Below are 23,027 nucleotides of genomic sequence, written 5' to 3'. Positions count from 1 at the left end.
CGCTGTAAATAGTTGCTATGAATTGATGTATAGGAGTTTTTATTCAACGTATGGCAGACAAGTGATACCAAGGGTTTTTTAAGATTAGAATTGGTGTTATTCTAACTTTTGCATTTTTCTATGTATTTCTAATCAATTAGTCCTTAAAAGGCATTTCCTGCTTCGGAATCTTACTTGTATCTATTAAAAGGCTAAGTGATGTATCAAATTTATCTTATGTATATAGTATGTAAAAAATCTACCTGAAAGTTTATGAAGGGAGTTATTAAAGAATATTATCACAAAGCTAAATATAGCTCTGCATTTTTAACAACATCTTTGTGTTTATATTTAATTATTTCAGTATTAATCTGGATAAGCGGTGTTGGGCCAAGAAATGGACACCTTTTGGCTCTTTTTGTGCCAATTGCTGCATTTATAACTTCTTTAATTGCTAATCGAAATCTAATTGTACGAATCAATAAATCAGCTAAAAATATACATAGATTTTGTAAAAAGATTAATCCTATTTATTATATAATCTTCATTTCTTTATTTTTTTTTATTGTATGGACAGCTAGCTTTTTTCACTCTTATAGTACTTTTAGTTTACCGACATGGGATGCTGGTATATATGGCAATATAGTTTTCAATTCATCTATAGGAAAATTCTTCTATTCTTCTGTTTTAGAGAAGAATCATTTAGGAGAACATTTTTCGCCAATAATGATAATCTTTATACCTTTTTATTGGATTAAATCAGATCTACGATGGATCTTGCTAGTACAAGCTTTAACCTATTGTAGCTTGCCTATCTTACTGTATAGATTAACTAAAATCTATACAGCAGATATAAATATAAGATTCTTTGTTTCTATTTTATTAGGTATATCATGGTTTTTATATCTACCAATGAGAAGTGCAACTGATTTTACTTTTCATCCTTCATCCTTAGCAGCACCATTTATCTTGATGGCCTTTATATTTTTGGAGGAGGGAAAATACATTAAAATGTTAATAATTTTAGGTGGATTAATTTTATTTAAAGAAAATACTATGTTTGTATCTATTGGTTTCGGACTATATTTAATCTTTAAACATAAAAAAATTAAATTAGGTTTAGCTCTTGTCTTTATGGGTTCAATAACAATGTTGTTCTTAATAAAATTAGTAATACCTTTATTCTCGATTAATGGATATTCCAAACTTGAACGATTTGGGATTTTTCAAGATTCTGGATTAAAGTTAAAATATATTATTCATTTATTGCTACCATTATTTTTTCTTCCTATTCTATTCTGGCGTTATGGAGTTATATTTTTACCAGCATTATTCCAAAATATTATTGTAAGTTTTCAGCCAATGTATTCTTCTCAATACCATTATGATGATTTAACCTCTCCTTTGTTATTTGCTTGTATGCCAGGTATAATTATTTTAGAGTTATTACCATTCCTAAGGAAGTTAAACTTTACTTATTTTAAATTTACTTTAGTTCCTATATTTGCATTAATACTTTGTTTTTCTAAACCATCTCCTTTAATGTCATTAGCCTTAAATCCAATAACTAACCTTCATATTGAACTAGATAAGGAACTTAGAATACTTACATCTAAATTTAAGAATGAAAAGATTTACTTACAATCTCCATTATTCACGCATATAAATCATAGCCCCTCTCAGGATTTTAAATTTTGCAATGAGAGAATAAAATTTAAAAAAGGTACTTTAATAGCCATTGCTCCTAATGCTTCACTATCTCATTTCAATATAAAGAATTTAGATCAATGTTTTTACTCTCTCAAGTCTGATAATAATCTCTTAGAGGTAAAAGGCTTTAAAAATCTTTCTGTCTTTCAACTTAAAAAGGATTATTAATTTTGCTAATGACTGTGGAAATAAGCAAGGATGGCTTTGGTTCTAGTTTGATCTTTTATCTTTAACTTAGATCCCTATACCTTTTTGAGTCTTAATGTAATCGTCGGTTCGAAAAAAAATAACCGGTACGGCGTAATGCAACGTTCATCATAAAAGGCTATCTATTGGTCGCGATCAGTCTGTCTCATCTTTGTCTCATTGCCTAAGTATGAGATGTTCTAACTTGTTCTAACAAATTAGCGATTTGGTCTAACATGAAAATATGGCTGTAATCGGTTGGTATGACTAGTCTATATGGAGTTTTTATTCAACGTATAAGCGTCCAGTTATACCAAGGGTTCTCACTGTTCTGGATAGGCTTGCATTCTAACTTTATTCTAACTTTTAGTAGATTCGAAGAGACATTAATGGTGAGGTCGAGGGATAAGAAGCCGTTCATGTAATCTATAACTTCTGTGGCCAACATTAATTGTTTGATTGTTGTATTGCTTGAATCCCATTGATAATTAGAATCGTAAAAGATTATTTAAGGTTAATTTGATAGAATTAATCCTTTCAAGCACTTACAAAGTCCTTCTGTGTTGGGCAATCCCAAGCTGTATGTTTTTAATTCAGCTTTTAAATGATAGTGAAAAAAAGATTTCAAGCTACTATCGAAAGAGAATTTTTGCATATTCAGTCCTTTTCTTTATTACTACAGATTTTATTCCTTTAATATATTCTGCAATCAATAATTTTTCTAATGATCCATTTTTAGCGCGTGACAAAGTTATTGGATCATTGCCTTGGATGATTCTTATTATTAAGGGGCTTCAAGAAGGTTTTAAGTTAGATAAATCAGATCGTGGATTCTTTTATTCGCTCTGGGAACCTTTCTCAGCAGAATCAGAAAAAATAAATAATAGAAGAAAGAATACTAAAATAAATCATAATAATATTAATTCTAAGGAAAAAAACAAAGCTTATGATCCTCATTCTTCATTAAACTTCTTATCTGATAAACAATCTAATTCGCTTTTAATGAAAGAGACTATGAAGAAATATAAGGAGGATGAGTTTGATTCATTTGATATAGAATCTGGCTCTGAAGTATTGGAAAGAGTAGAATTTATATTGAGTGAATCCTATAAGAATGATTTTTCTGATATTCATATTGAACCAAATGAATATAATTACAAAATACGTGTAAGAAAAGATGGAATACTTCAAAATTTTATAAATATAAAAAGCAAAGAAGGACTGCAATTAGTTGCCAGCTTAAAGAATTTAGCGGATATGGATGTATCTGAAAAAAGGGCTAGTCAGGATGGGAAAATTTATAAAAAATACAAAAATAAAAAACTTGAATTTAGATGTTCGACTGTTCCAGTAAGAAATGGAGAGTCCATGGTCTTAAGACTTTTAAAAAGTCATTCGTCTTCATTAGACTTGAATACTTTAATTGATTTTTCATATGTAAGGAACTCTTTTAGGGATTTAATTAGCTTACAAAATGGAATTATTATTGTTTCTGGTCTGACAGGCTCAGGCAAGTCTACTACTCTAGCAGCTGCTTTGAGAGAGATAGACAATGGAGAGAATAAAATAGTTACAGCTGAAGATCCAATTGAATATGATTTAGGTGGAGACATTGTTCAAACACAAGTTAATAAATCTAAAAATCAGACATTTCCATATCTTCTGAGAACATTTATGAGACATGATCCTGATGTTATTTTGATTGGAGAAACTCGTGATCCAGAGACTGCAAATGCCTCCATGGATGCATCAGAAACAGGACACCTCGTTTTTACAACTTTACACTCAAATAGTGCCGCAAGTTCGTTAACTAGATTGTTAGATATGGAAGTACCAAGGTATAAGTTAAATACTTCAGTTAGGGGGGTTTTAGCCCAAAGACTAGTGAGGCGTGTTTGCAATTCCTGTAGTGAATTACGAGAAATAACGCAAGAAGATTCAAATAAAACTGGTATTAAAAGTAATACACTAATTAGATATGCCTCTGTTATTTCAGAAGAAGAAAGAAATACAAATAATACTATTTACTGTGAAGAATGTATGGGGATAGGCTATAAAGGAAGAATAGGAGTATATGAATTGCTAATTATCAATAGAAATATAAAGAATGCGATTACAAAGGGAATGACGGATCTAGAAATACAAGATATTGCAATAGAAGATGGAATGATAACTTTAAGAGAGTATGGAAAACAACTAATATTTAAACATTTAACTACTATTTCAGAGCTTGAAAGAGTTTGCAAAAAATAAACAATTATATTCTTTATATTATCAATTAAAAGAAGAATATTAGTAGACATGTTTTATTTGAATCAGTATTATTTATTCATAGCTTTTTCAGCAGTTTTTGATTGCAATCGATTGGGATAAGCTGAAACCAAGGAGTTTTTTCACTCCCCTGCATTGTGACCTTCGCTGCGTTCTAACTTCGTTCTACTCTTCTAACTTACGTCTAACCCTGTTTTTTTCGCTGTAATCGGTTGGCATAGCTGGATGCTAAGGAGTTTTTATTCAACGTATAATAGCCACTGATAGCAAGGGATATTAAGCTCTTTAATTATATCTTATTCTAGCTTTTGAGATGATTTTTTGTTATTAGATATTTATCTGTAACTAAAAAATCAATCTTTGAAGTTCTTAAATATTCAAGAGCTATATTGGCATCATTTATAATAGGTTCTCCTTTTCGATTGCATGATGTATTCAATAAAAGTATAGGTTTATTTATTAACTTATCGATAGAATTTAATATTAAGTAGAAGTTATTTGAGTCCTTGTCTACACACTGAACTCTCGAAGAACCATCGACATGTATAACACCAGGGAAATATATATTTTTAGCTTTACATGTCATTAACATATATGGGTTCTTAGGACCATTGAAAAAATAATTAAAGTATTTTTCAAGGCAAGCGGGTGCTAAGGGCCTCCACTTTTCTCGATTTTTTATTGAATTTACTTTATTAGAAACTTCATAATTATCTGGAATTGCGATTATGGATCTATTGCCTAATGCTCTTGGTCCAATCTCGGAATTATCTTTTAAAATTATCCCTACAGCACTATTAACTAACATTTTCGCAACATAGTCGCTCCATGGAATAGTATCAATTTCTTTAAATATCAATTCATTTGAGAATTGTTTAATAATCTCATTTCTTAGAGGAATAGCTTTAGGACCAAGGTATGGAGATGAATAATTAACTTGATTATCTCTTATTTGATTTATTGATAATTTGTTATTAATAACATTCTCTAAAGCTATGGCAGCTCCAAAGCCTAAACCTTCATCATTACAGCTTGGCTCTACAAAAACATTTTGATATCCTATCTTTTCTGCTATTGAGCTATTAGATGGACAATTCAAAGCAGAACCACCAGATAATATAATTCCTTCACACTGATTATCTAAAATATTTTTCACTACACTATTTAAAGTAGAGATGGTTTTTAAAAAACTTAACTCAAAAATAGATTGAACATTGGCTGCATAATTAACTATTTCTTTTGATAAAAGGTCATATTGTTTACGAATGATATTGATTGAAAAATAACTTTGATAATATTCAATAAATGCTTTCTCAGTTAAGTTATTAATATTTTTACCTAATTTTAAAGAAATAGAATCTATAAACTCAGGATTACTTTTACCGTATGAAGCCAAGCCCATAAACTTTCCACAATCAAGTCCAATTAAACTTGCGCAAACCTCATAAAATTGACCTCCTCGAAAATTTGTATGTACCAAAGGAAATATTCCTGATTCTGTTTTAATCGAAGCTAAGTTGCCTAATAAGGAAGCTCCTGATCCATCAGCACTAAGAACTAATGCCTTTTTGATTTTTGATTTTACAGAAGATGAGTATGTATGAGAATAATGATGATCAACAAAAAATCCAGGTATTTTTCTTCCTTTAATATAAACATTTATAGGTATAAAAAAGTTTTTAATAGCCCATGTTCTAGACTGATCAAATGATGAGTCGGCTTTATTTATAAATGAATTTGTTATTTCGCTAAAATCTGATCTAGATGTAAGCATGTAAGCTTGAGAAGGAAGATTAATCTTCTTATTAATTTGATCAGTATATTCAATCAATTGTGGATATTGTTTTGAGTTGGCTTTAGTTAATCTTGGATTTTTATTAGTAGTTAGGGATTGGACTATTTCATACGTTTTAATATATTTAGCCTTATTTTTAGTAAAAAATTTATCAATCTCTGAGTTGACACCGTTTTGAGAATATTCAAAATTAAAATAATCAAAATCTTCAAAAATAAATTCACGATATTGAGTATTTGTTATAGCAACTTGTTCAATTTGATTAATATCTATATTCGAATCTAAAAGACATTTCTCTATTAAAATCTTATCAACTCCAGCATGATTCTTTGTGCATGAAATTCGTTCTCTTTGTACATATGAATCTATATGGCCATCATTTAAAAGAACTGCATGAGAATTATGGCCAAAATGTAGAGCTAATATCTTCGTCATTTTTAAAAGACAATGTTATCGATTACAAAGAGTAATTTCTTTTCTCCGTCTCTATAGTATATAGGATTTCTTGCATGGGGATTAACTAACAGCAAGGTAAAAATTAGTTTTTTATACATTCAATATTTTACTTGCTTCCCGAAAAATTTTCTAACCTTGCCTGACTTCTTAACTGTTGCTGATGTCACTAAATCCAGAGTGCGAGGGTTCGCGTAAACACTCTTTCCGGAAGGATTTCAATGATAGTTCAATTTCAAAGCTTATTGGAATCACAAGACGTCTCCTCTGGTTGTCTAACACTTTAACGTTTATGTCTAACCGCGATTTTTGCGTGTAATCGATTGGTATGACTTGATGTATAGGAGTTTTTATTCAACGTCTAGAAATTTATTTATACCAAGGCTTTTTAGAAGTTAGACTAAGGTTTAGTCTAAAAATTTAGTCTAACCTTTTGAGACGAAAAGTTGTGTTTTTTGAGACAAGTGAGAATAAGTGATGAGTCAAACTAAATCAACTAAGAGTTAGGTCGGGGCTAGATCTTATATAACAGATAGTATTATTAGATTCGCTTGGAATAGGAAAAATTAATTGGCGACTTACTACATTCCAGCAAATACTCTTTCTCCTGATGGAGGAGGAGCTGTTTATCAAGGTATGGAACCTGATTTGTCTGGTACTGATGGAGATGATATTTATATCGATTCAAAAGACACTCATGGATATCCAAGGTTAGGTGATGGAGTTTTTATTCAACGTACAGAATGCTAGTCATGGCAGGGTCTTTGACTGGTGTCAATAGAGTTTTATTTAGCTGTCTTTTCTTCCCAAGGAGCTGTTTTATATTTCTTTAAAAGGGTCTCTATAAGATCCCATGAGGACTTTTTATAATCTTTCAAAAAGTCATTGAAATTTTGTGCCGCACAATTATCAGCTCCGTCAGAAATAATACGAACTATTAGCCAAGGCACTTTTTCCTGATAGGCAACTTGAGCAACTGCTGCTCCTTCCATCTCAACAGCACATAAGCCTGGTAGCTCTTTAGAAAGATTATCGATTAAGGATTTCTCTGCTACGAATCGATCTCCTGTAGCTATTAAACCATTCTCTACTTTCCCAAAATGCTTGCAGTGTTTTTTGGAAATTGAATCTTTAATCGCATAGCTAGCCCATTCAACCCATTTATTTATTGCAGAGATTCTCTCTTGCTTAAGAGCTGGAATGACATATCTCGGGAAAAGAGGTCTAGCATCCATATCATGTTGAACCAATTCTGTTGGGATAACAATGTCCCATTGCTTAAGTGTTGAATTGGCAGCGCCTGCGACTCCAGTAAATAAAATAATATCTATACTTTTTCCCTTAAAGTATGTGCCTAGAAGTCTTGTCGCTGCTCTGGCAGCACTAACTTTGCCCCACCCGCTCCATGCAATAGAGATGTATAAAGAAGGACAATTTTCTCCATGCTCATACCATTCTCCAGAAGTAATTCTAAGATCTCCCCAATGAGTCTCAATTGGATTTTGCAAATTTTCTAAAGTTGCGCCTATTTCCTCAGGCATGGCACACAGCAGTCCAATGTGTGAAGGGTTAAAAGGTGGTTTTTCCAATATTTTTAAGTATCAGATTATTCTAATAATTTAGCGATTTAATCTAACAACGATTTCTTTTATTTATAACTTGGGGTTATCAATAGAGCCTTGTCTAACTTTTTCGTGTTTTGGTCTAACCGTGATTTTTGCTTGTAATCGATTGGTATAAATGTACGTTATCGAGTTTTTGTCCAACGTATATCATTTCAGTCTTGGTAGGGATTCTCAATGGCTAGAACGCTACTATTTTAATTCTTTCTAAGTTTAAATTATGTTTCTTGGCGAATTTCTTAATTGATAAATGATTTAATTCTTGCAAGAAGCAATAGTTTTCTCTAAATAATTAGATATAGTAGAAAAAATACAAGAAAGATGACTGGTAAAGACAAGTCACAGTTGAACATTAAGATTGATCCTAAACTACTACTAAGACTTAAGTCTGAAGCAATTAGAAGTGGAAAAACACTAACAGCTTTTATCACTGAGTTACTAGAACAAGTTTCTATAAAAGCAACTTCGAATATTGATATTCTTGAACAAAGACTTTTAAGAGTTGAAAAACAACTAAAAATAATTAATGCTTTCTCGCTTGATATAGAAAAAGATTTAAATCAAACTGATAGTATCTTTTCTAATAGTGGAGCAAAGAAATATGGTGAGATTGCCAGAGAATTATTTGAGTTACATCGTAAAGAAAAGAAACTTTCGTTAAAAGATGCTTTCGCCGAATTATCTACTTGTCTTGCCAATTATGATAGTCAACCTGAATTAGTCTTTGAACTCCTCTTAGGAAATCATGAATTAACTGGTTTAGAAATGACAGATGCCTATAGGAATGGATCTTGTGGAATGAGAAGTGCTTTATCTGAATGGACTAACAGCACATTAGAACCATTAAATGAAGCTTTCCTAAACGCTGTGGAGGTTAAAAATCTTGTATGATTAGTCATTATTCGATTTGTTTTAACTTTCATTCTCTGATTGAATTGTTCGAACTTCATTCTGCTGTTCTAACTTACGTCTAACAGCAATTCTTACTGAGAATCAACTGTTATAAATATGCGTGAGTTTTTATTCAATCAAAAAAAAGGCTGCAAGATACTTGCAGCCCAGTTAAAGAATTTTGATCTATTTGAATTATGCCAAAATCAAAGGATTTAAAATTTATCCAAATAAAGCTGAAGCTATACCAGCAACTGCTATTACTATTCCGCCCCATTTAATTACAGGCTGATCCTTGTCATAGGTATTTGAAACAAGAATTGCAGCGAGAAGGATTTCTACAAGGTTTTCATTGATCATGGGTCGAAGCCATTGTTGTAGTTGTTGATACTTTTTTTAGCTGATATTTGTTTAATGGGCAACAAATATTAAGTATTTCTATGAATGATTCTCCAAGGCTATAAAAACCTATCGAATATCTTTCTCATTTTTAGATTGAGCCATTGGGGTTGTAAACGTCAGTTTGAGAAAGCGTATAACTTTAATTTTTACTGATCTAAGCCTGAAATTTCGCTGTATTTTTTGGTATAAATAGATCTTTCGGGGTTTTTATTTAATGTCTGAGAAATTTAACGTCTACAATTATCAACGTCGTGATGAGGTGCACACTGTCGTTCTTCTGACGTCGGTTAGAAAATTACTTTGATTATTAGCGATATCTATATATCTCTTATTTAAATATTTTAAACCTATTACAAAGTAAACTTTATAGTATAAATTTTTGTCTGAGATGTTTTATTCTGCATGGAAGAATGTTTCTGAATATGGTTTTTGATATTCAAAAAAAAACAATTATAAGTAGAAAGTTTCATGTGTGCATAATAGATTAACTTGATAAGTGGATTTGTCATTATGGAACTAATTCATCTTTTTCTTTAAGAATAGAGCTAATCTAATAGCTTTTCTATTATCATCTTTTCGCCCTTTTCTGACTTAGGTCTAATAAAATTTTTCTTTTCATAATCGAGACTTAAGATTAACCTCTTTATATAATATAGCAATTATCATATTACAGTGTATATTTAGTAGAGCCTTAAACAAGCGATATTAATCTTTGTTAGGATTATGGATATTAAAAAACAGAATAATATTACTTATAATAATGAAGGGGAAAAACCAATAATATTTCCTATCCCATTTTGTTTGGGAGAAATTAATCAGAACCCTGATGTTTCTAAAATAATAACTTCCAAAAATTCTAAAGAAGAAATAATTATTAAAGCATTTAGATTTCATTCTCAAGGATATATTTCTGAAGCAGTTAAACTTTATAAGTATTTTGTTGATCAAGGTTTTAAAGATCATAAAGTTTTCTCTAATTATGGAGTAATATTGAAACAAATGGGAAAATATAAAGAAGCAGAAGCCTTCCAGCGTAAAGCTATTGAAATTAAATTTGATTTTGCAGAAGCTTATTCAAACTTAGGAATAATATTGATAGATCTTTGCAACTTACCTGAAGCAGAGATGTCAATTCGTAAAGCAATTAAATTCAAATCTGATTACCCAGAAGCTCATTATAATCTTGGAACAATCTTAATTAGAGTCGGAAAATTAATTGAAGCAGAGATGTCAATACGTAAAGCAATTGAATTGAAATCTGATTATCCAGAGGCATATAATAATCTTGGGACGATATTAAAAGACCTAGGAAAATTTAAAGAAGCAAATCTATCAATACGCAAAGCAATTAAACTTAAACCTGATTATATAGATGCTCATTTAAATTTAGGGATTCTTTTAAGGGATACAGGAAACTTTAAAGAAGCTTTGAGATGTTCTCAAAGAATAATTCAGCTTAAACCATGGTCTATAAATGGATCATATACTTTTAATTATAAGATGAAAGAGAACTGATATCATAGTCTAAGAGTTTACGAAATTCATGTAAAATAATATTATCATCTGTAGAATTTAATTTTTTTAAAATATTTTTTCTAGTTGTAATATTCAATTCAATTATTTTTAGGAATAAGTCATTTTTAATATTAGCATCATCTATTCTTTTGATTAACTCATTAAAATAATTTACTGGTAATTTATGATTATTAATATCGGAAATAGGCAATCCTTCTATTGCAATCTTATTCCCAGATCTTTCTATTTTCATAGAGTCATCATTAATATCATTTCCTTTACAAAAAATGTTAATTCCTCTCCCTTTGATATTTATATTAAAAGGTATCGAAAAAACTATTGTTTCTTTACAAAAAAAACCGTAAGTAAAAAAACGACTTAATGAACTTTTAGGACTGTAATTATGAGTTATTTCAGTTTTTAAGGGTGGGTAATTTGGTGTGCTTATTCCTTCTTGATGAATTATGAAAGGCAGAGAAATTACCTCATGATTTACAAGTTCTAATACTGGACAAATCATTGAAGATTTTTTAAATTTAAATGCTCGAGCATCAAGAAATTGCTTTAGAATCACATTATTCCAGTTCCCTTCATGTCTTTTCTCTATGTCTATAATTGAATAGTGTTTTAATAAACTTTTTAAGTCTGGATTAAAGAGTTTTAAACCTTTTTCGAAAAGCTCTGTTGCTTCTCTTCCACCTTCCCCCCATGAGAAATTATCTTGGTAATAGCTAAAAAAATCCTTTATATTTTTACTATATTTTTTATCTTCTTTGATTCTTAATTTGTTATCATCCAAATAAATATCATCTTTATTTATCATTAAGGTGTCGGGAGTATAAATTTTTGATTTCTTTTGGAAATTGATAGGAAAGATACCTCTTCCATTTACACCGTCCTTCTGACATACATTTTCGGCTACTCCTCCATTCTTGCGAAATTCAGAAATTAGGTTATTCCACTTTTTATTCATTAGCAAGATCTTAATTTATTCAAATCATTATAAGCCTCATCTCCTACCCTGAAATCTTTACTAAGTTATCTCTGACAGTAAGAAAGTATTTATATAGATTATTTCATAGAAATAGATATCAAATTTAATTTAATGTATATTTCTATAAAGTTTTCTGAAAATATAGTCATGCTTGGAACCAAAAAAACATTAAAATTATTGATTAACCTTTTTTTGATCATTATAAACTAAATAAAAGAAAATAAAAAGTCAGCGTAATAAATGAAAAAAAAATTATTCCAGGCTTTATTCTTTTTAGAAAATTGAAACTAAAATATTTCTACTACTATTAATCCATCTTCTCTATCTTATCAAGTAAAAATAATTAATTAAGCATTTAATTTTCATAATCAAGGTAATATTTTCAAAAGCAAAAAAAAAAGCCCTCGCAAAGAGGGCTTTAGAAATATCAAGTTAAAGACTTAACCGATTGCAGGTGCAACAAGAGCTACAGAAGTAGACTCAGCAGCTGCTAGGTCAAGTGGGAAGTTGTGAGCATTACGCTCGTGCATTACTTCCATACCAAGGTTTGCACGGTTAAGTACGTCACCCCAGGTTGGTACAACCTTGCCTGAAGTATCAACTACAGACTGGTTGAAGTTGAAACCGTTCAAGTTGAACGCCATGGTGCAGATGCCCATAGATGTCAACCAAACACAAATCACTGGCCATGAAGCCAAGAAGAAGTGAAGGCTACGGCTGTTGTTGAAGCTTGCATATTGGAAGATCAAACGACCGAAGTAGCCATGAGCTGCAACGATGTTGTATGTCTCTTCTTCTTGTCCAAACTTGTAACCGTAGTTCTGTGAATCAAGTCCTGTTGTCTCACGGATAAGTGATGAAGTAACCAAAGAACCGTGCATTGCAGAGAACAAAGCACCACCGAACATACCTGCTACACCAGCCATATGGAATGGGTGCATCAAGATGTTGTGCTCAGCCTGGAAAACGAACATGAAGTTGAATGTTCCAGAGATTCCTAGAGGCATACCATCAGAGAATGAACCCTGACCGAATGGGTAAACAAGGAATACAGCGAAAGCTGCTGATACAGGAGCTGAGTAAGCAACACAGATCCATGGGCGCATACCTAAACGGTATGAAAGCTCCCACTGACGTCCCATGTATGCAGAGATACCAATAAGGAAGTGGAAGATTACAAGCTGGTAAGGGCCGCCGTTATATAGCCACTCATCAAGAGTTGCTGCTTCCCAGATTGGGTAGAAGTGAAGGCCGATAGCGTTACTTGAAGGAACAACAGCACCAGAAATGATGTTGTTTCCATACATAAATGAACCAGCTACTGGCTCACGGATACCGTCGATATCAACTGGAGGAGCAGCGATAAATGCAACGATGAAACAAGTTGTTGCCGCAAGAAGGCAAGGGATCATCAATACACCGAACCAACCGACATAGATACGGTTGTTGGTGGAAGTAACCCACTCGCAGAATTGTGGCCAACCTTTGAGCAACGAAGAACGTTGCTGCTGAATGGTGGTCATGAATAAGAACGTTTTGTTTTGCCCGTAAGGGCATTAAGTAAGATCAGAAAATCTGACGGACCAAATTTAGCTTCTAAATAAGATATCTAGGATGGGTAAACTCACCAAAATTTGGTTAATGGAAATTAGTAAATCTGTTTAGGTGAATAATTTTTTCTTATTCGATAAGTTAAATTGTCTTTTATCTATTTTTTATATAAATTAATTGAATTAATCAAGGAGATAATTAGCTAATTTCCAAGGTATCTGCTCCATCATGTAGATCAGTATTAACTCCTATCGAGACAGTAGGCTCTTCCATGGAATTTCCACATTATTTATACATTCTATACCTGCTTTACATATCAAGTAGTTTTTTTGTGATATTTTCATTTATTAATATTTTATTTATTTATGGGCAGTATTTTTTATAAATGATTTTGAATATGATTTTTTGATCTGATGCGTTCTTGACTTATTGTTATAGTTATGTCCTTTTATTTTCATCTTCTATCTATGTAGTTGTAGCTTAAGTGAGTTTATTTTCAGACCGCTTAACTTCTATTCTCAACTAGATTAAAATATTAAAATTATTTGATTTTGATCAAAAACAACTATTTAAACTACTTCTTCTAGTTGATCTAATTGTCTATATCTACTAGAAAACATAGAGTACCTATGTTTTCGTTAATTGTATTTGTCTTTGAATTATAGTTTTTCATTATTTTCTTGAAATTACTAAATAATTGATTATAATTAATATAGTCATATTTTTTTAATTAATGACTAAAAGCCAGTTCAATATTAAAATCTCAAAAGACTTATTGGCTAATGTTAAGAGACAAGCTATAAGGTCTGGTAAAAGCCTAACCGAGCACATTACTGATTTACTTAATAAGTCATTGTTTGAGGATGATTTACAAACTCCTGAATTTAATCATGGTAATAAATTTGAGGAGTTTGAAAAAAGAATATTGTCGCTTGAATCTATTGTAAGAAATAGGGAATATTTAAGTCAAAAGTCAAAACCTTTTAATAATTCAGAAGCTATTAACTGTACAAAATTTATGAGAGGTTGTTTTGACAAAGAATTCGAAAAAGGAAAATTTGCTAATAAAAAGATGGCCTTTGATGATTTATTTAAGACAATTCAGATCTATGATCAATTAACTAATTCCTTTTCTGATCGATTGCAAGAAATAATGCTTAGCGATAATGCAGCGCCTTGGACGGGCAATGAACTTAATGAATTGACTGGAAATGATAAATGTAATTGTTCAATTAGAAAAGGTTTAATTATGTGGACTGGGAAAATAGATTGTCCATCTCAACAAGAAATATGTGATAAAGGAGAGGAATTGCTTTCTTTATTTTAAATGAATTAAACATTTTTTATAAGTTTTTCACTTATATCCCACAATCTTTTTCTTGAACTCTTTTTTAATGCTTCTGGAGCATTTCTACATATTTTTGGCCAACCTCTGAAGTTGAATTTTGGACCATATTGCTCTCCTCCTTTAGCACTGGTTAATGTAGCGGCTGCTATTTGAGGTAATGCTCCCATTTTGGCACTTTGAAACATAGGGTTCATTAATTTATAAGCAATTTCTTCTTGCCATGATTGGTTGGCCTCGACTGACTTTGGTTGTAAATTTGTACGAGCAAATCCTGGATGAGCAAGTAGTGATGATGTTGGTGAATTGCTTTCTTTAAGTATTGAATTCAGTTCCAACCCAAACATTACATTTGCAAGTTTGCTTTGCGCATATGAAGCCCAACGATCGTATTTAAGATTGCCTTGTAGATCGTTCCATTGAATTTTTCCAAAATATTGAACGCCCGAGGTTACGGTCACAACCCTAGAATTGCTTTTATCTTTAAGCATGGGTAATAATTCCATCGTTAAACTCATATGAGCTAGATGATTAACCGCAAACTGTATTTCGAAACCTTGCTTGCTATAGGTCTTTGGCGGGGCCATTATTCCAGCATTATTTATTAAAACATCTAAGTTATCAAATTTTTTTTTGATAAAATTAACAGCTTTCTTAACGTTTTTTAAATCTGATAAATCTAATTCAACTAGTTCAATCTTTCCAGAGCTATTAAATTTTAAAAGTTTTTGTTTAGCTTTCTCTCCTTTGAACAAGTCTCTGCAACACATGATCACTGTTGCCCCTTTTTCTAGAAGAAATTTTGATGTTTCATAACCAAGACCGCTATTCGCTCCAGTTATTAAGAATACTCTCCCATTTTGGGTCTTAATTTGATTCATTCTAACCATCGTTTATTTGAAAAACTTTCTTTACTATAATTGTGGGCTATTAATTTGTGGCTCTTTTGTTTTATTGGAATTAAAATTATTTAATTTATATTATTTAATTTATAAAATTTTTTTTTAAATTTATAGAATCCTGAATTTGCATAATTCCAATATTTAAGATCTTCATCTCTATATATATAATTAATCTTGGTTTTATTTTGATATGCATATTTTTCTATCAAATCTAGATTATAACCAACTCCTGGATAGATAACATCTATACAGTGATAATCACCCAAAAAGATTTTCAGTTCAGACGATTTTAATACAACTCCGTTTGGGATCAGCTTGTTGACATTTTCAATTAAACTTTCTTTATATTTACTGACTTTCTCACTGAGCTCAAATCCATAATTAATAATTCCATTGCAAATAAGATAAACTTTTAAGTATGAATTAAATAGCTTAGATCTATTCCTGATATCCAGATCATTTTCAAACATTATCAGTATAATACTATTAGATGATTTTCCTCTGGTTGGAAGTCTATTTGATTTATGTATGTTTGTTTTGATTAAATTCATTTTGTTCGATATTTTTATTGTTATATTTCTAAATCGATTTACTGTATATTTATTGATATTTTCTTTCGTTGCTATATAAGGCTTTTTATTTGTATGCATGCCAGCGACCCATCTCCAACTTAAGGTGTTTGATGAAGCATCACCATCTAATAAGTGTTTCATGAAAAATTCAGCTCCTAGTTGCCATGGAAGTTTTAAAGTAAATATCCATATGCTTGCAAACCACATCCTTGAGTGATTATGTAAATAGTTATTTTCGCGAAGTTCTTCTATCCATGTATCGAAACAATCTATACCTGTCTTACCTTCCTTAGCAGCTTTTAGCATATATGAAATATATGATTTATTTTTAAAATTTTTATATTCAATCCATATAGATTTATGATTTTCAAGGTAACCTTTCCAATAAATTCTCCAAAGAATTTCGTCTATGAACTTTTTTTTCTTATCAATTATTTTTAATTTTTTAATGATTTCATATTCGTAAAGGATTCTATGTGATGTGTACTTAGAAATCTGAGAAACATTTGATCTATTTCCCTTACCATAATCATAATTTCTGTATTTGTGGTATAAGGCGAGATTATTATTGATGAAAGTATCTAATTTATAATCAGCTTTATTGAAAATATTCATTTAAAATTTATTTATTTTTTATTGAAGTTTTTTTAAAGCTATTATGGCTTCTTTTATGTGTGCTGGACCATTCAATAGGTCTTCAAATATGTGTATTATTATTCCTTTACTATTTATTATATATGTAACTCTACCTTCTAGAAAACCGAGGGTTTTTGCTACTCCAAATTGTTTCCTAAGAATATTGTTTTGATCACAAAGTAATGGGTACTGAAGTTTATTCTTATTTGCAAATTTAAGATGACTTTGAACATCTCCATTACTAATCCCCCATACATCAGCTCCTAAAATTTTAAAGAGGTCATATTTGTCTCGAAAGCCACAAACTTCAATCGTGCAACCAGGTGTATCGTCCTTTGGGTAGAAGAACAAAACGAGTGGTTTATTGGATTTATACGATGCTCTGATTTTGCCGTTTTGATCTTTCAAAGAAAATGAAGGAATCTGATCACCGATTTTTAGTTTCACACTATCCTAATAAATGTTTACTATAGTGAATCATTTTTATCATTAGGGCTATCTATTGGAGTAAGAACAACACCTAGATATGCTAATTAGATTATTTTTTCTAAATTCTGAATTTAATTTCCTAAGTAAGCTTAGAAATAAATTCATTGGCATTCTTTCTGTGAGTATGTTTTTTATTAATATCCATTTTTTCTAGATTTCTCATAATCATTGATAAGCGATATTGTTTTTTTAGTTTGTGCTTGTAGTCATCTATGAATGTCCAAAAAAGACTATCCCAAGTTACGCACCATTTATCGAATTTATAGTTAGACATTTTTAAGATGTAGTTTGATCCTGATATATATGGTTTGGTTGTAAATAACCCTCCGTTTGCAAATTGACTCATTCCATATACATTTGGAACCATAACCCAATCATATGAATCAATAAATAGTTCCATAAACCATTTATAAACTTGATTTGGGTGGAATCTACATAGAAGCATTAAATTGCCTATTATCATTAATCTTTCTATGTGGTGAGCATAACCTGTTTCTAAAATATTTTTTATTGAATCGTCTAATGGTGTTAAACCTGTGTTCCCTTTATAAAAACTTGATGGTATTGGTTGATCCTCAAACTCCCAAAAATTTCCATTTCGAAGCTCTAAATTATTACGCATATAAATTAATAGAATAAATTCTCGCCAGCCAATAATCTGCCTTATAAATCCTTCATATGAATTGATTCCAATATTTTCAGATTGATAATAATCCCAGGCCTTATCGATTATCTGTCTTGGTGTAAGTAAACCAGTATTTATTAATGGAGAAATAACACTATGCCAAAGTATTCTATGATTTGAATTGATTGAATCTTCATAATCTCCAAATAAATTAAATCTTTCAACTAAAAAATTTTCTAACCATTCTTCAGCCTCTTTATGTGTTAATGGATAATTAAATTTTTCATATTTACCATAATAGTCGTTATATTTTATTGAAACTTCTTTGATAGCATTGTCTAAGAACTTGTTTGTTTTTATATATCGGATTTGAGGAACTTTAATTGAAGTAGATAGTTTTTTTCTATTCATCTTATCAAAACTCCATTCTCCTCCTTTTGGTGAGCCATCTTTTTCAATTAAAATATTTAGTTTTTGTCTTTGAATCCTATAGAATTTCTGCATACCATAGATTTTTTTTTGATTAATAATTTCTTTTGATATGTCTGGACAAGTTAAAAACATTTCATTCTTTCTGATTTCTAACTTTGTATTATTCTTTGATGAGAAATCCTTTATCCTTTTTTCTAATGACCAATCAAATGCTTTATAAGTAATGAAATAATTAAAACCTTTTTTGGCAAGATAATTAAGATTATCTTCAGTCCTAGTTTCTCTTTTGTGCTTTATATAAATCACATTAAATCCATGTCTTTTGAGATCTTCTACATAAGAGTCCATAGTGGCTTTATGAAAAATTATTTTTTGACAATGAAATTTTTGTTTCCATTGTGAATCACAACCAAAAAATAAGCTATCTTGAATTAAGGCAATATTTTTAACGTCAAAAAATTGTTTTTTTATTTTGAATAATTGATTTGGAAAAATCAGGAATATTTTTCTCACTTTCTTTTGTTAATAAATTTATTATTTCTTAGAAAGTGTCTAAGAAACTAATACCAATTCAAAATAACCAGAATTTGTTTTAAGTGCGAAAAAAATCAATCAATATTATTTGTCTTTATTCTTTCTTCTTCTGCATCTTTCAGAGCAGTAAATGACATTTTCCCAATCCTTAGCCCATTTCTTTCTCCATTGAAAATCTCTATGGCACTTTGGACAATTTTTTGTGAGTTTAATTTTCACTTTTGGTTCGATGACTTGAACTTTATCTTGTAGTTAGGGAAGCCATGCTTTGTTTTCCTTCCTGAGACTCTTTTTCTCCACATCCTGAAAGAAGATGCTTTTAGATTAAAGCGCATTAAATTAATTACCTCTTTCTCTTTAAGGTTGAATTGAAAGTGAATTGCATCAAATGGAGTTCTATCTTCCCAGGCCATTTCTATGATGCGATCAATCTCTACGAAACTTAGATCTTTCAGTATGACTTTTTTGTTCATTTCTTGACTAATGTACTAGAAACTCAAACGATAAATAGGTACGTATACCCCTCATATCTTATTGGATTTATAAAACGCCATTGCCTATTAATTTATTTTGGTTGTATGAAATGAATTATTTGTTCTCGCATTCGGGATTGATTTTTGTTATGACAGTTGCTGTTGATAGGAATTGAAGTCGAAGTTCGTTTCTCTATCAACACTGGGAGAGTGCTTGCACTCTCCCAGTAACTAACAAAATAATTTATAGTTAAGTTTAACTTATCTATATCCTTCTAATAAATTATTAGACTTATCTTATTAGTAAAACTTGTATAAATAAATACTAATTTGATTGTTAAGTTTTACTTATATGCGAGTATAAAATGATATTAGATTATTAATCATAGGTCGTTTCTTTACGTTTTAGATAGTTAAAAAGTCTACTAACTTGTAGTCTGGAAAATATATATTTATCCCCCCTGATTTTATATGCAGACCTACGGGAATCCAGATGTCACCTATGGGTGGTGGGCTGGTAATTCAAGGGTTACTAACCGTGCTGGAAAGTTTATTGCAGCTCATGCAGGTCATACTGGCCTAATATCATTTGCTGCGGGAGCTAGCACCCTATGGGAGTTGGCTAGGTTTGATCCTTCTATAGCGATGGGTCATCAAAGTTCTATCTTTCTTGCTCACCTTGCATCTATTGGAATTGGATTTGATGATGCAGGTGTCTGGACTGGAGCGAATGTTGCTTCAGTAGCAATAGTCCATATTATTGCTTCGCTTGTATACGCAGGAGGCGCTCTTTCTCACTCTCTTCTCTTTGATGGTGATTTAGCTGATGGGCCAGGACCTACTACTCAGAAATTTAAGCTTGAATGGGACAATCCTGATAACTTGACATTCATTCTTGGTCACCATCTGATTTTCTTTGGTGTGGCTTGTATCGCTTTTGTTGAATGGGCCAGAATTCATGGAATTTATGACCCTGCCATAGGAGCTGTTCGACAAGTCGAGTACAACCTAAATCTGACCAATATTTGGAATCATCAATTCGATTTCTTAGCTATTGATAATCTTGAAGACGTTCTGGGTGGACATGCATTCCTAGCATTCGTTGAGATAACAGGTGGAGCTTTCCATATCGCTACTAAGCAGGTTGGTGAATATACAGAATTTAAAGGAAAGAACATTCTTTCTGCTGAAGCTGTACTTTCTTTTTCTTTGGCTGGTATTGGTTGGATGGCTATTGTCGCAGCTTTCTGGTGCGCAACAAACACAACTGTTTACCCCGAAGCTTGGTATGGAGAGCCTCTGGCTTTGAAATTTGGTATTTCTCCTTATTGGATTGATACGGCAGATGTTAGTGATAGCAACGCATTTGCAGGTCACACAACAAGAGCTGCATTGACTAATGTCCATTATTATTTTGGATTTTTCTTTTTACAAGGTCATTTATGGCATGCAATCCGTGCATTAGGCTTTGACTTTAGAAGAGTTACAAATGCTGTTGCTAGTTTAGATAGTGCAAAAGTTACTCTTAATGGCTAGCTGATTTAATTATTGGATAGACAATAAAAAAGCTCCGTAATTTTTTTCGGAGCTTTTTTATTGTGTTTTAAAAAAAACTGACTGATATTAATAAAGGATTCTCACTTTCCATCTCTCACTGCTTTTGTAGGGAAAATCAATGAATAATCACGACTCTTTTGTTAATTAGTTTTGTGCATTAAATAAAGACCTTTTACGATTTCAAGCAAATTTATTGCACTAAATGTAAGGTAGGTCGAATTTCGACTTCAATTTCCTCAATTATGCAGTCCTACGGAAACCCAGACGTCACTTACGGGTGGTGGGTTGGTAATTCTGTCGTAACAAATAAGTCAAGCCGATTTATTGGCTCGCATGTTGCTCATACAGGATTGATTTGTTTCGCAGCTGGTGCCAACACACTTTGGGAGCTCGCTAGATACAACCCAGATATACCAATGGGACACCAAGGAATGGTGAGTATCCCACATCTAGCTTCCATTGGTATTGGATTTGATCCAACTGGAACAGTATTCGATGGCACATCAATTGCTTTTATCGGCGTATTCCATCTGATTTGTTCAATGGTTTATGCGGGTGCAGGTCTATTGCACTCTTTGATCTTTAGCGAAGATACCCAAAATAGTTCGGGGTTGTTTGCTGATGATCGTCCTGAACATCGTCAGGCAGCAAGATACAAGCTTGAATGGGATAATCCAGATAATCAGACTTTTATTCTTGGTCACCATTTGATTTTCTTTGGTGTTGCATGTATATGGTTTGTTGAGTGGGCTCGAATTCATGGTATTTACGATCCTGTATTAGGAGCAGTTCGACAAGTTGAGTACAATTTAAACTTGACCAACATTTGGAATCATCAGTTTGATTTCTTGGCTATTGATAGTCTTGAGGATGTTATGGGTGGTCACGCATTCTTAGCATTTGTTGAGATAACAGGTGGAGCTTTTCATATCGCTACTAAGCAAGTAGGCGAGTACACCGAATTCAAAGGAAAGAACATTCTTTCTGCTGAAGCGGTACTTTCATGGTCTCTTGCTGGTATTGGTTGGATGGCAATTATTGCAGCTTTCTGGTGTGCAACAAATACAACTGTTTATCCAGAGGCTTGGTATGGAGAAACATTAGCTCTTAAATTTGGTATATCTCCTTATTGGATTGATACTGCTGATATGACGGGAGTTGTTAGTGGCCATACTTCAAGAGCTTGGCTTACAAATGTTCATTACTACCTAGGCTTTTTCTTCATTCAAGGTCACCTTTGGCATGCAATACGTGCTTTAGGCTTTGATTTTAAGAAGGTTACTGATTCAATTAGCAATCTTGATAACGCTAGGGTTACCCTCTCTGATTAATAATTGGTTTTTAAGATTCCAATAAAAAAGAGCCTCATCATTAGATGAGGCTCTTTTTTTGTGAAAAAAAATTAAAGAGGTTTAACTTTCTTTAGTTTTTGTAGTTTTCAGGCTTAGCCCAAGGATCGATCCTTTTTGAATCGTCAGAATAATAGAAGAATTGAGAAGCTCCAAATACTGCTCCAAGGCCACAAAGAGCTGCAGCTATATTAAATCCACCGGATGGTTTGATTAAACCAATATCTGATGGGTGTGGAAGCTGAGTGGCAAAATCAAGAAGGTGAGAAAAATCAATCATTGAGTAAAAAAATTGTTTTTATTGTTAACCCAGGTGGCCACTATGCCAAACCCGTGTTTGAGGATATTACATTAATTTGAGAACTAACATTGAAAAACAAAATTTTCTTAGTCATTTAAAACCCTTTTGGTCGTGATTTCTTCGCAGGAGGGAGACCCTCATCGATTTTTGCCTTGGGCCTGTAATTTTTTTGAAACAGATAAAAAACCACTGCTAAAAGACAAACTCCAAGAAGGACAAACCAAATTATTGTTGCAATATATGGAAGTCCATGAAGGTCTTGCAGTTCAAGTTGTAAAGCAGATTTCATTTTTGATATTTAAATTTTTCTTGAGTATTTCCATGAAAACGTAGTTTAGTTGCGGGTTAAGCCAACTTAAAGAAAAAAAACTTTACTACTGCTGTATAAGACCTTATTACTAATAGTAGTTTTTGAATTGAGCTGCCTGTAAGGTGTGCTCACC

Annotated in this window: 21 protein-coding genes; 8 read left to right on the top strand and 13 right to left on the bottom strand. The window is 31.7% G+C overall.

Annotation, left to right across the window (positions count from 1 at the left end):
* The first annotated feature begins 399 nt into the window (after positions 1-399).
* Entirely contained in the window at positions 400-1,857 is a 1,458-nt protein-coding gene (locus O5633_RS04740; protein ID WP_269610959.1) for a DUF2079 domain-containing protein, read from the top strand.
* 600 nt (positions 1,858-2,457) lie between these two features.
* The gene (locus O5633_RS04735; protein ID WP_269610958.1) at positions 2,458-4,128 is read left to right on the top strand and encodes a GspE/PulE family protein; all 1,671 of its coding nucleotides are present in this window, start codon (positions 2,458-2,460) and stop codon (positions 4,126-4,128) included.
* A 319-nt stretch (positions 4,129-4,447) separates the two neighbouring features.
* Here O5633_RS04735 and O5633_RS04730 read toward each other — a convergent pair whose 3' ends face one another.
* Positions 4,448-6,376: a carbamoyltransferase C-terminal domain-containing protein gene (locus tag O5633_RS04730; RefSeq protein ID WP_269610957.1), complete on the bottom strand. Its 1,929-nt coding sequence runs from the start codon at positions 6,374-6,376 to the stop codon at positions 4,448-4,450.
* Positions 6,377-6,964: 588 nt separating this feature from the next.
* On the opposite strand from O5633_RS04730, the gene O5633_RS04725 reads away from it, so the two are divergent.
* Positions 6,965-7,144, top strand: a complete 180-nt coding sequence (locus O5633_RS04725) for a hypothetical protein (protein ID WP_269610955.1) — start codon at positions 6,965-6,967, stop codon at positions 7,142-7,144.
* Between the two features lie 35 nt (positions 7,145-7,179).
* Here the strand turns inward: O5633_RS04725 and O5633_RS04720 are convergent, their stop codons facing one another.
* A complete protein-coding gene (locus tag O5633_RS04720; RefSeq protein WP_269610954.1) occupies positions 7,180-7,983 on the bottom strand; it encodes a 5'-methylthioadenosine/adenosylhomocysteine nucleosidase in 804 nt (267 codons plus the stop codon).
* A gap of 354 nt (positions 7,984-8,337) precedes the next feature.
* Between O5633_RS04720 and O5633_RS04715 the strand changes: the two genes are divergently transcribed.
* Positions 8,338-8,907 (top strand): hypothetical protein, encoded by a 570-nt coding sequence (locus tag O5633_RS04715; protein ID WP_269610953.1) that lies wholly within the window; start codon positions 8,338-8,340, stop codon positions 8,905-8,907.
* A gap of 222 nt (positions 8,908-9,129) precedes the next feature.
* Here the strand turns inward: O5633_RS04715 and O5633_RS04710 are convergent, their stop codons facing one another.
* Complete coding sequence (locus tag O5633_RS04710; protein WP_011824146.1) at positions 9,130-9,267, bottom strand: hypothetical protein; 138 nt, start codon at positions 9,265-9,267, stop codon at positions 9,130-9,132.
* Between the two features lie 765 nt (positions 9,268-10,032).
* Between O5633_RS04710 and O5633_RS04705 the strand changes: the two genes are divergently transcribed.
* Positions 10,033-10,824, top strand: coding sequence for a tetratricopeptide repeat protein (locus O5633_RS04705; RefSeq protein ID WP_269610951.1), 792 nt, complete (start codon positions 10,033-10,035; stop codon positions 10,822-10,824).
* Here O5633_RS04705 and O5633_RS04700 read toward each other — a convergent pair.
* Complete coding sequence (locus tag O5633_RS04700; RefSeq protein ID WP_269610950.1) at positions 10,799-11,647, bottom strand: hypothetical protein; 849 nt, start codon at positions 11,645-11,647, stop codon at positions 10,799-10,801. The genes O5633_RS04705 and O5633_RS04700 overlap by 26 nt on opposite strands.
* 611 nt (positions 11,648-12,258) lie before the next feature.
* Positions 12,259-13,341, bottom strand: coding sequence for a photosystem II q(b) protein (psbA, locus tag O5633_RS04695; RefSeq protein ID WP_011294225.1), 1,083 nt, complete (start codon positions 13,339-13,341; stop codon positions 12,259-12,261).
* 761 nt (positions 13,342-14,102) lie between these two features.
* On the opposite strand from psbA, the gene O5633_RS04690 reads away from it, so the two are divergent.
* The gene (locus O5633_RS04690) at positions 14,103-14,696 is read left to right on the top strand and encodes a hypothetical protein (RefSeq protein WP_269610949.1); all 594 of its coding nucleotides are present in this window, start codon (positions 14,103-14,105) and stop codon (positions 14,694-14,696) included.
* Between the two features lie 5 nt (positions 14,697-14,701).
* Here the strand turns inward: O5633_RS04690 and O5633_RS04685 are convergent, their stop codons facing one another.
* The 6 genes from O5633_RS04685 to O5633_RS04660 all read right to left on the bottom strand — a co-directional run bounded on the left by O5633_RS04685 (position 14,702) and on the right by O5633_RS04660 (position 19,377).
* Positions 14,702-15,604 (bottom strand): oxidoreductase, encoded by a 903-nt coding sequence (locus tag O5633_RS04685; RefSeq protein WP_269610948.1) that lies wholly within the window; start codon positions 15,602-15,604, stop codon positions 14,702-14,704.
* A gap of 80 nt (positions 15,605-15,684) precedes the next feature.
* Entirely contained in the window at positions 15,685-16,803 is a 1,119-nt protein-coding gene (locus O5633_RS04680) for an FAD-binding domain-containing protein (RefSeq protein WP_269610946.1), read from the bottom strand.
* A gap of 18 nt (positions 16,804-16,821) precedes the next feature.
* A complete protein-coding gene (locus tag O5633_RS04675) occupies positions 16,822-17,271 on the bottom strand; it encodes a peroxiredoxin (RefSeq protein ID WP_269610945.1) in 450 nt (149 codons plus the stop codon).
* Positions 17,272-17,392: 121 nt separating this feature from the next.
* Entirely contained in the window at positions 17,393-18,883 is a 1,491-nt protein-coding gene (locus tag O5633_RS04670; RefSeq protein WP_269610944.1) for a cryptochrome/photolyase family protein, read from the bottom strand.
* Positions 18,884-18,988: 105 nt separating this feature from the next.
* A complete protein-coding gene (locus O5633_RS04665; RefSeq protein ID WP_269610943.1) occupies positions 18,989-19,123 on the bottom strand; it encodes a DUF2256 domain-containing protein in 135 nt (44 codons plus the stop codon).
* A complete protein-coding gene (locus O5633_RS04660; RefSeq protein ID WP_269610942.1) occupies positions 19,120-19,377 on the bottom strand; it encodes a TIGR03643 family protein in 258 nt (85 codons plus the stop codon). The genes O5633_RS04665 and O5633_RS04660 overlap by 4 nt, the downstream gene beginning before the upstream one ends.
* A 471-nt stretch (positions 19,378-19,848) precedes the next feature.
* Here O5633_RS04660 and O5633_RS04655 point away from each other — a divergent pair, with 471 nt between their 5' ends.
* A complete protein-coding gene (locus tag O5633_RS04655; protein WP_269610941.1) occupies positions 19,849-20,913 on the top strand; it encodes a chlorophyll a/b binding light-harvesting protein in 1,065 nt (354 codons plus the stop codon).
* Between the two features lie 263 nt (positions 20,914-21,176).
* Positions 21,177-22,265 (top strand): chlorophyll a/b binding light-harvesting protein, encoded by a 1,089-nt coding sequence (locus O5633_RS04650; RefSeq protein WP_269610940.1) that lies wholly within the window; start codon positions 21,177-21,179, stop codon positions 22,263-22,265.
* A gap of 91 nt (positions 22,266-22,356) precedes the next feature.
* Here the strand turns inward: O5633_RS04650 and O5633_RS04645 are convergent, their stop codons facing one another.
* Positions 22,357-22,563, bottom strand: coding sequence for a hypothetical protein (locus tag O5633_RS04645; RefSeq protein WP_269610939.1), 207 nt, complete (start codon positions 22,561-22,563; stop codon positions 22,357-22,359).
* A gap of 115 nt (positions 22,564-22,678) precedes the next feature.
* Positions 22,679-22,873, bottom strand: coding sequence for a hypothetical protein (locus O5633_RS04640; RefSeq protein WP_269610938.1), 195 nt, complete (start codon positions 22,871-22,873; stop codon positions 22,679-22,681).
* Positions 22,874-23,027 lie beyond the last annotated feature (154 nt).

This window comes from Prochlorococcus marinus str. MIT 1013 (genome assembly GCF_027359395.1).
In the GTDB taxonomy this organism is placed as follows: domain Bacteria; phylum Cyanobacteriota; class Cyanobacteriia; order PCC-6307; family Cyanobiaceae; genus Prochlorococcus_B; species Prochlorococcus_B marinus_E.
This window is presented reverse-complemented; position numbering and strand designations above follow the sequence as displayed.

Coding starts and splice junctions, on each gene's coding strand:
- O5633_RS04735 (WP_269610958.1), top strand. CDS start 2,458: ATGTTTTTAATTCAGCTTTTAAATGATAGTGAAAAAAAGATTTCAAGC.
- O5633_RS04730 (WP_269610957.1), bottom strand. CDS start 6,376: ATGACGAAGATATTAGCTCTACATTTTGGCCATAATTCTCATGCAGTT.
- O5633_RS04715 (WP_269610953.1), top strand. CDS start 8,338: ATGACTGGTAAAGACAAGTCACAGTTGAACATTAAGATTGATCCTAAA.
- O5633_RS04710 (WP_011824146.1), bottom strand. CDS start 9,267: ATGATCAATGAAAACCTTGTAGAAATCCTTCTCGCTGCAATTCTTGTT.
- O5633_RS04705 (WP_269610951.1), top strand. CDS start 10,033: ATGGATATTAAAAAACAGAATAATATTACTTATAATAATGAAGGGGAA.
- O5633_RS04700 (WP_269610950.1), bottom strand. CDS start 11,647: ATGATAAATAAAGATGATATTTATTTGGATGATAACAAATTAAGAATC.
- psbA (WP_011294225.1), bottom strand. CDS start 13,341: ATGACCACCATTCAGCAGCAACGTTCTTCGTTGCTCAAAGGTTGGCCA.
- O5633_RS04690 (WP_269610949.1), top strand. CDS start 14,103: ATGACTAAAAGCCAGTTCAATATTAAAATCTCAAAAGACTTATTGGCT.
- O5633_RS04685 (WP_269610948.1), bottom strand. CDS start 15,604: ATGGTTAGAATGAATCAAATTAAGACCCAAAATGGGAGAGTATTCTTA.
- O5633_RS04680 (WP_269610946.1), bottom strand. CDS start 16,803: ATGAATATTTTCAATAAAGCTGATTATAAATTAGATACTTTCATCAAT.
- O5633_RS04660 (WP_269610942.1), bottom strand. CDS start 19,377: ATGAACAAAAAAGTCATACTGAAAGATCTAAGTTTCGTAGAGATTGAT.
- O5633_RS04655 (WP_269610941.1), top strand. CDS start 19,849: ATGCAGACCTACGGGAATCCAGATGTCACCTATGGGTGGTGGGCTGGT.
- O5633_RS04650 (WP_269610940.1), top strand. CDS start 21,177: ATGCAGTCCTACGGAAACCCAGACGTCACTTACGGGTGGTGGGTTGGT.
- O5633_RS04645 (WP_269610939.1), bottom strand. CDS start 22,563: ATGATTGATTTTTCTCACCTTCTTGATTTTGCCACTCAGCTTCCACAC.
- O5633_RS04640 (WP_269610938.1), bottom strand. CDS start 22,873: ATGAAATCTGCTTTACAACTTGAACTGCAAGACCTTCATGGACTTCCA.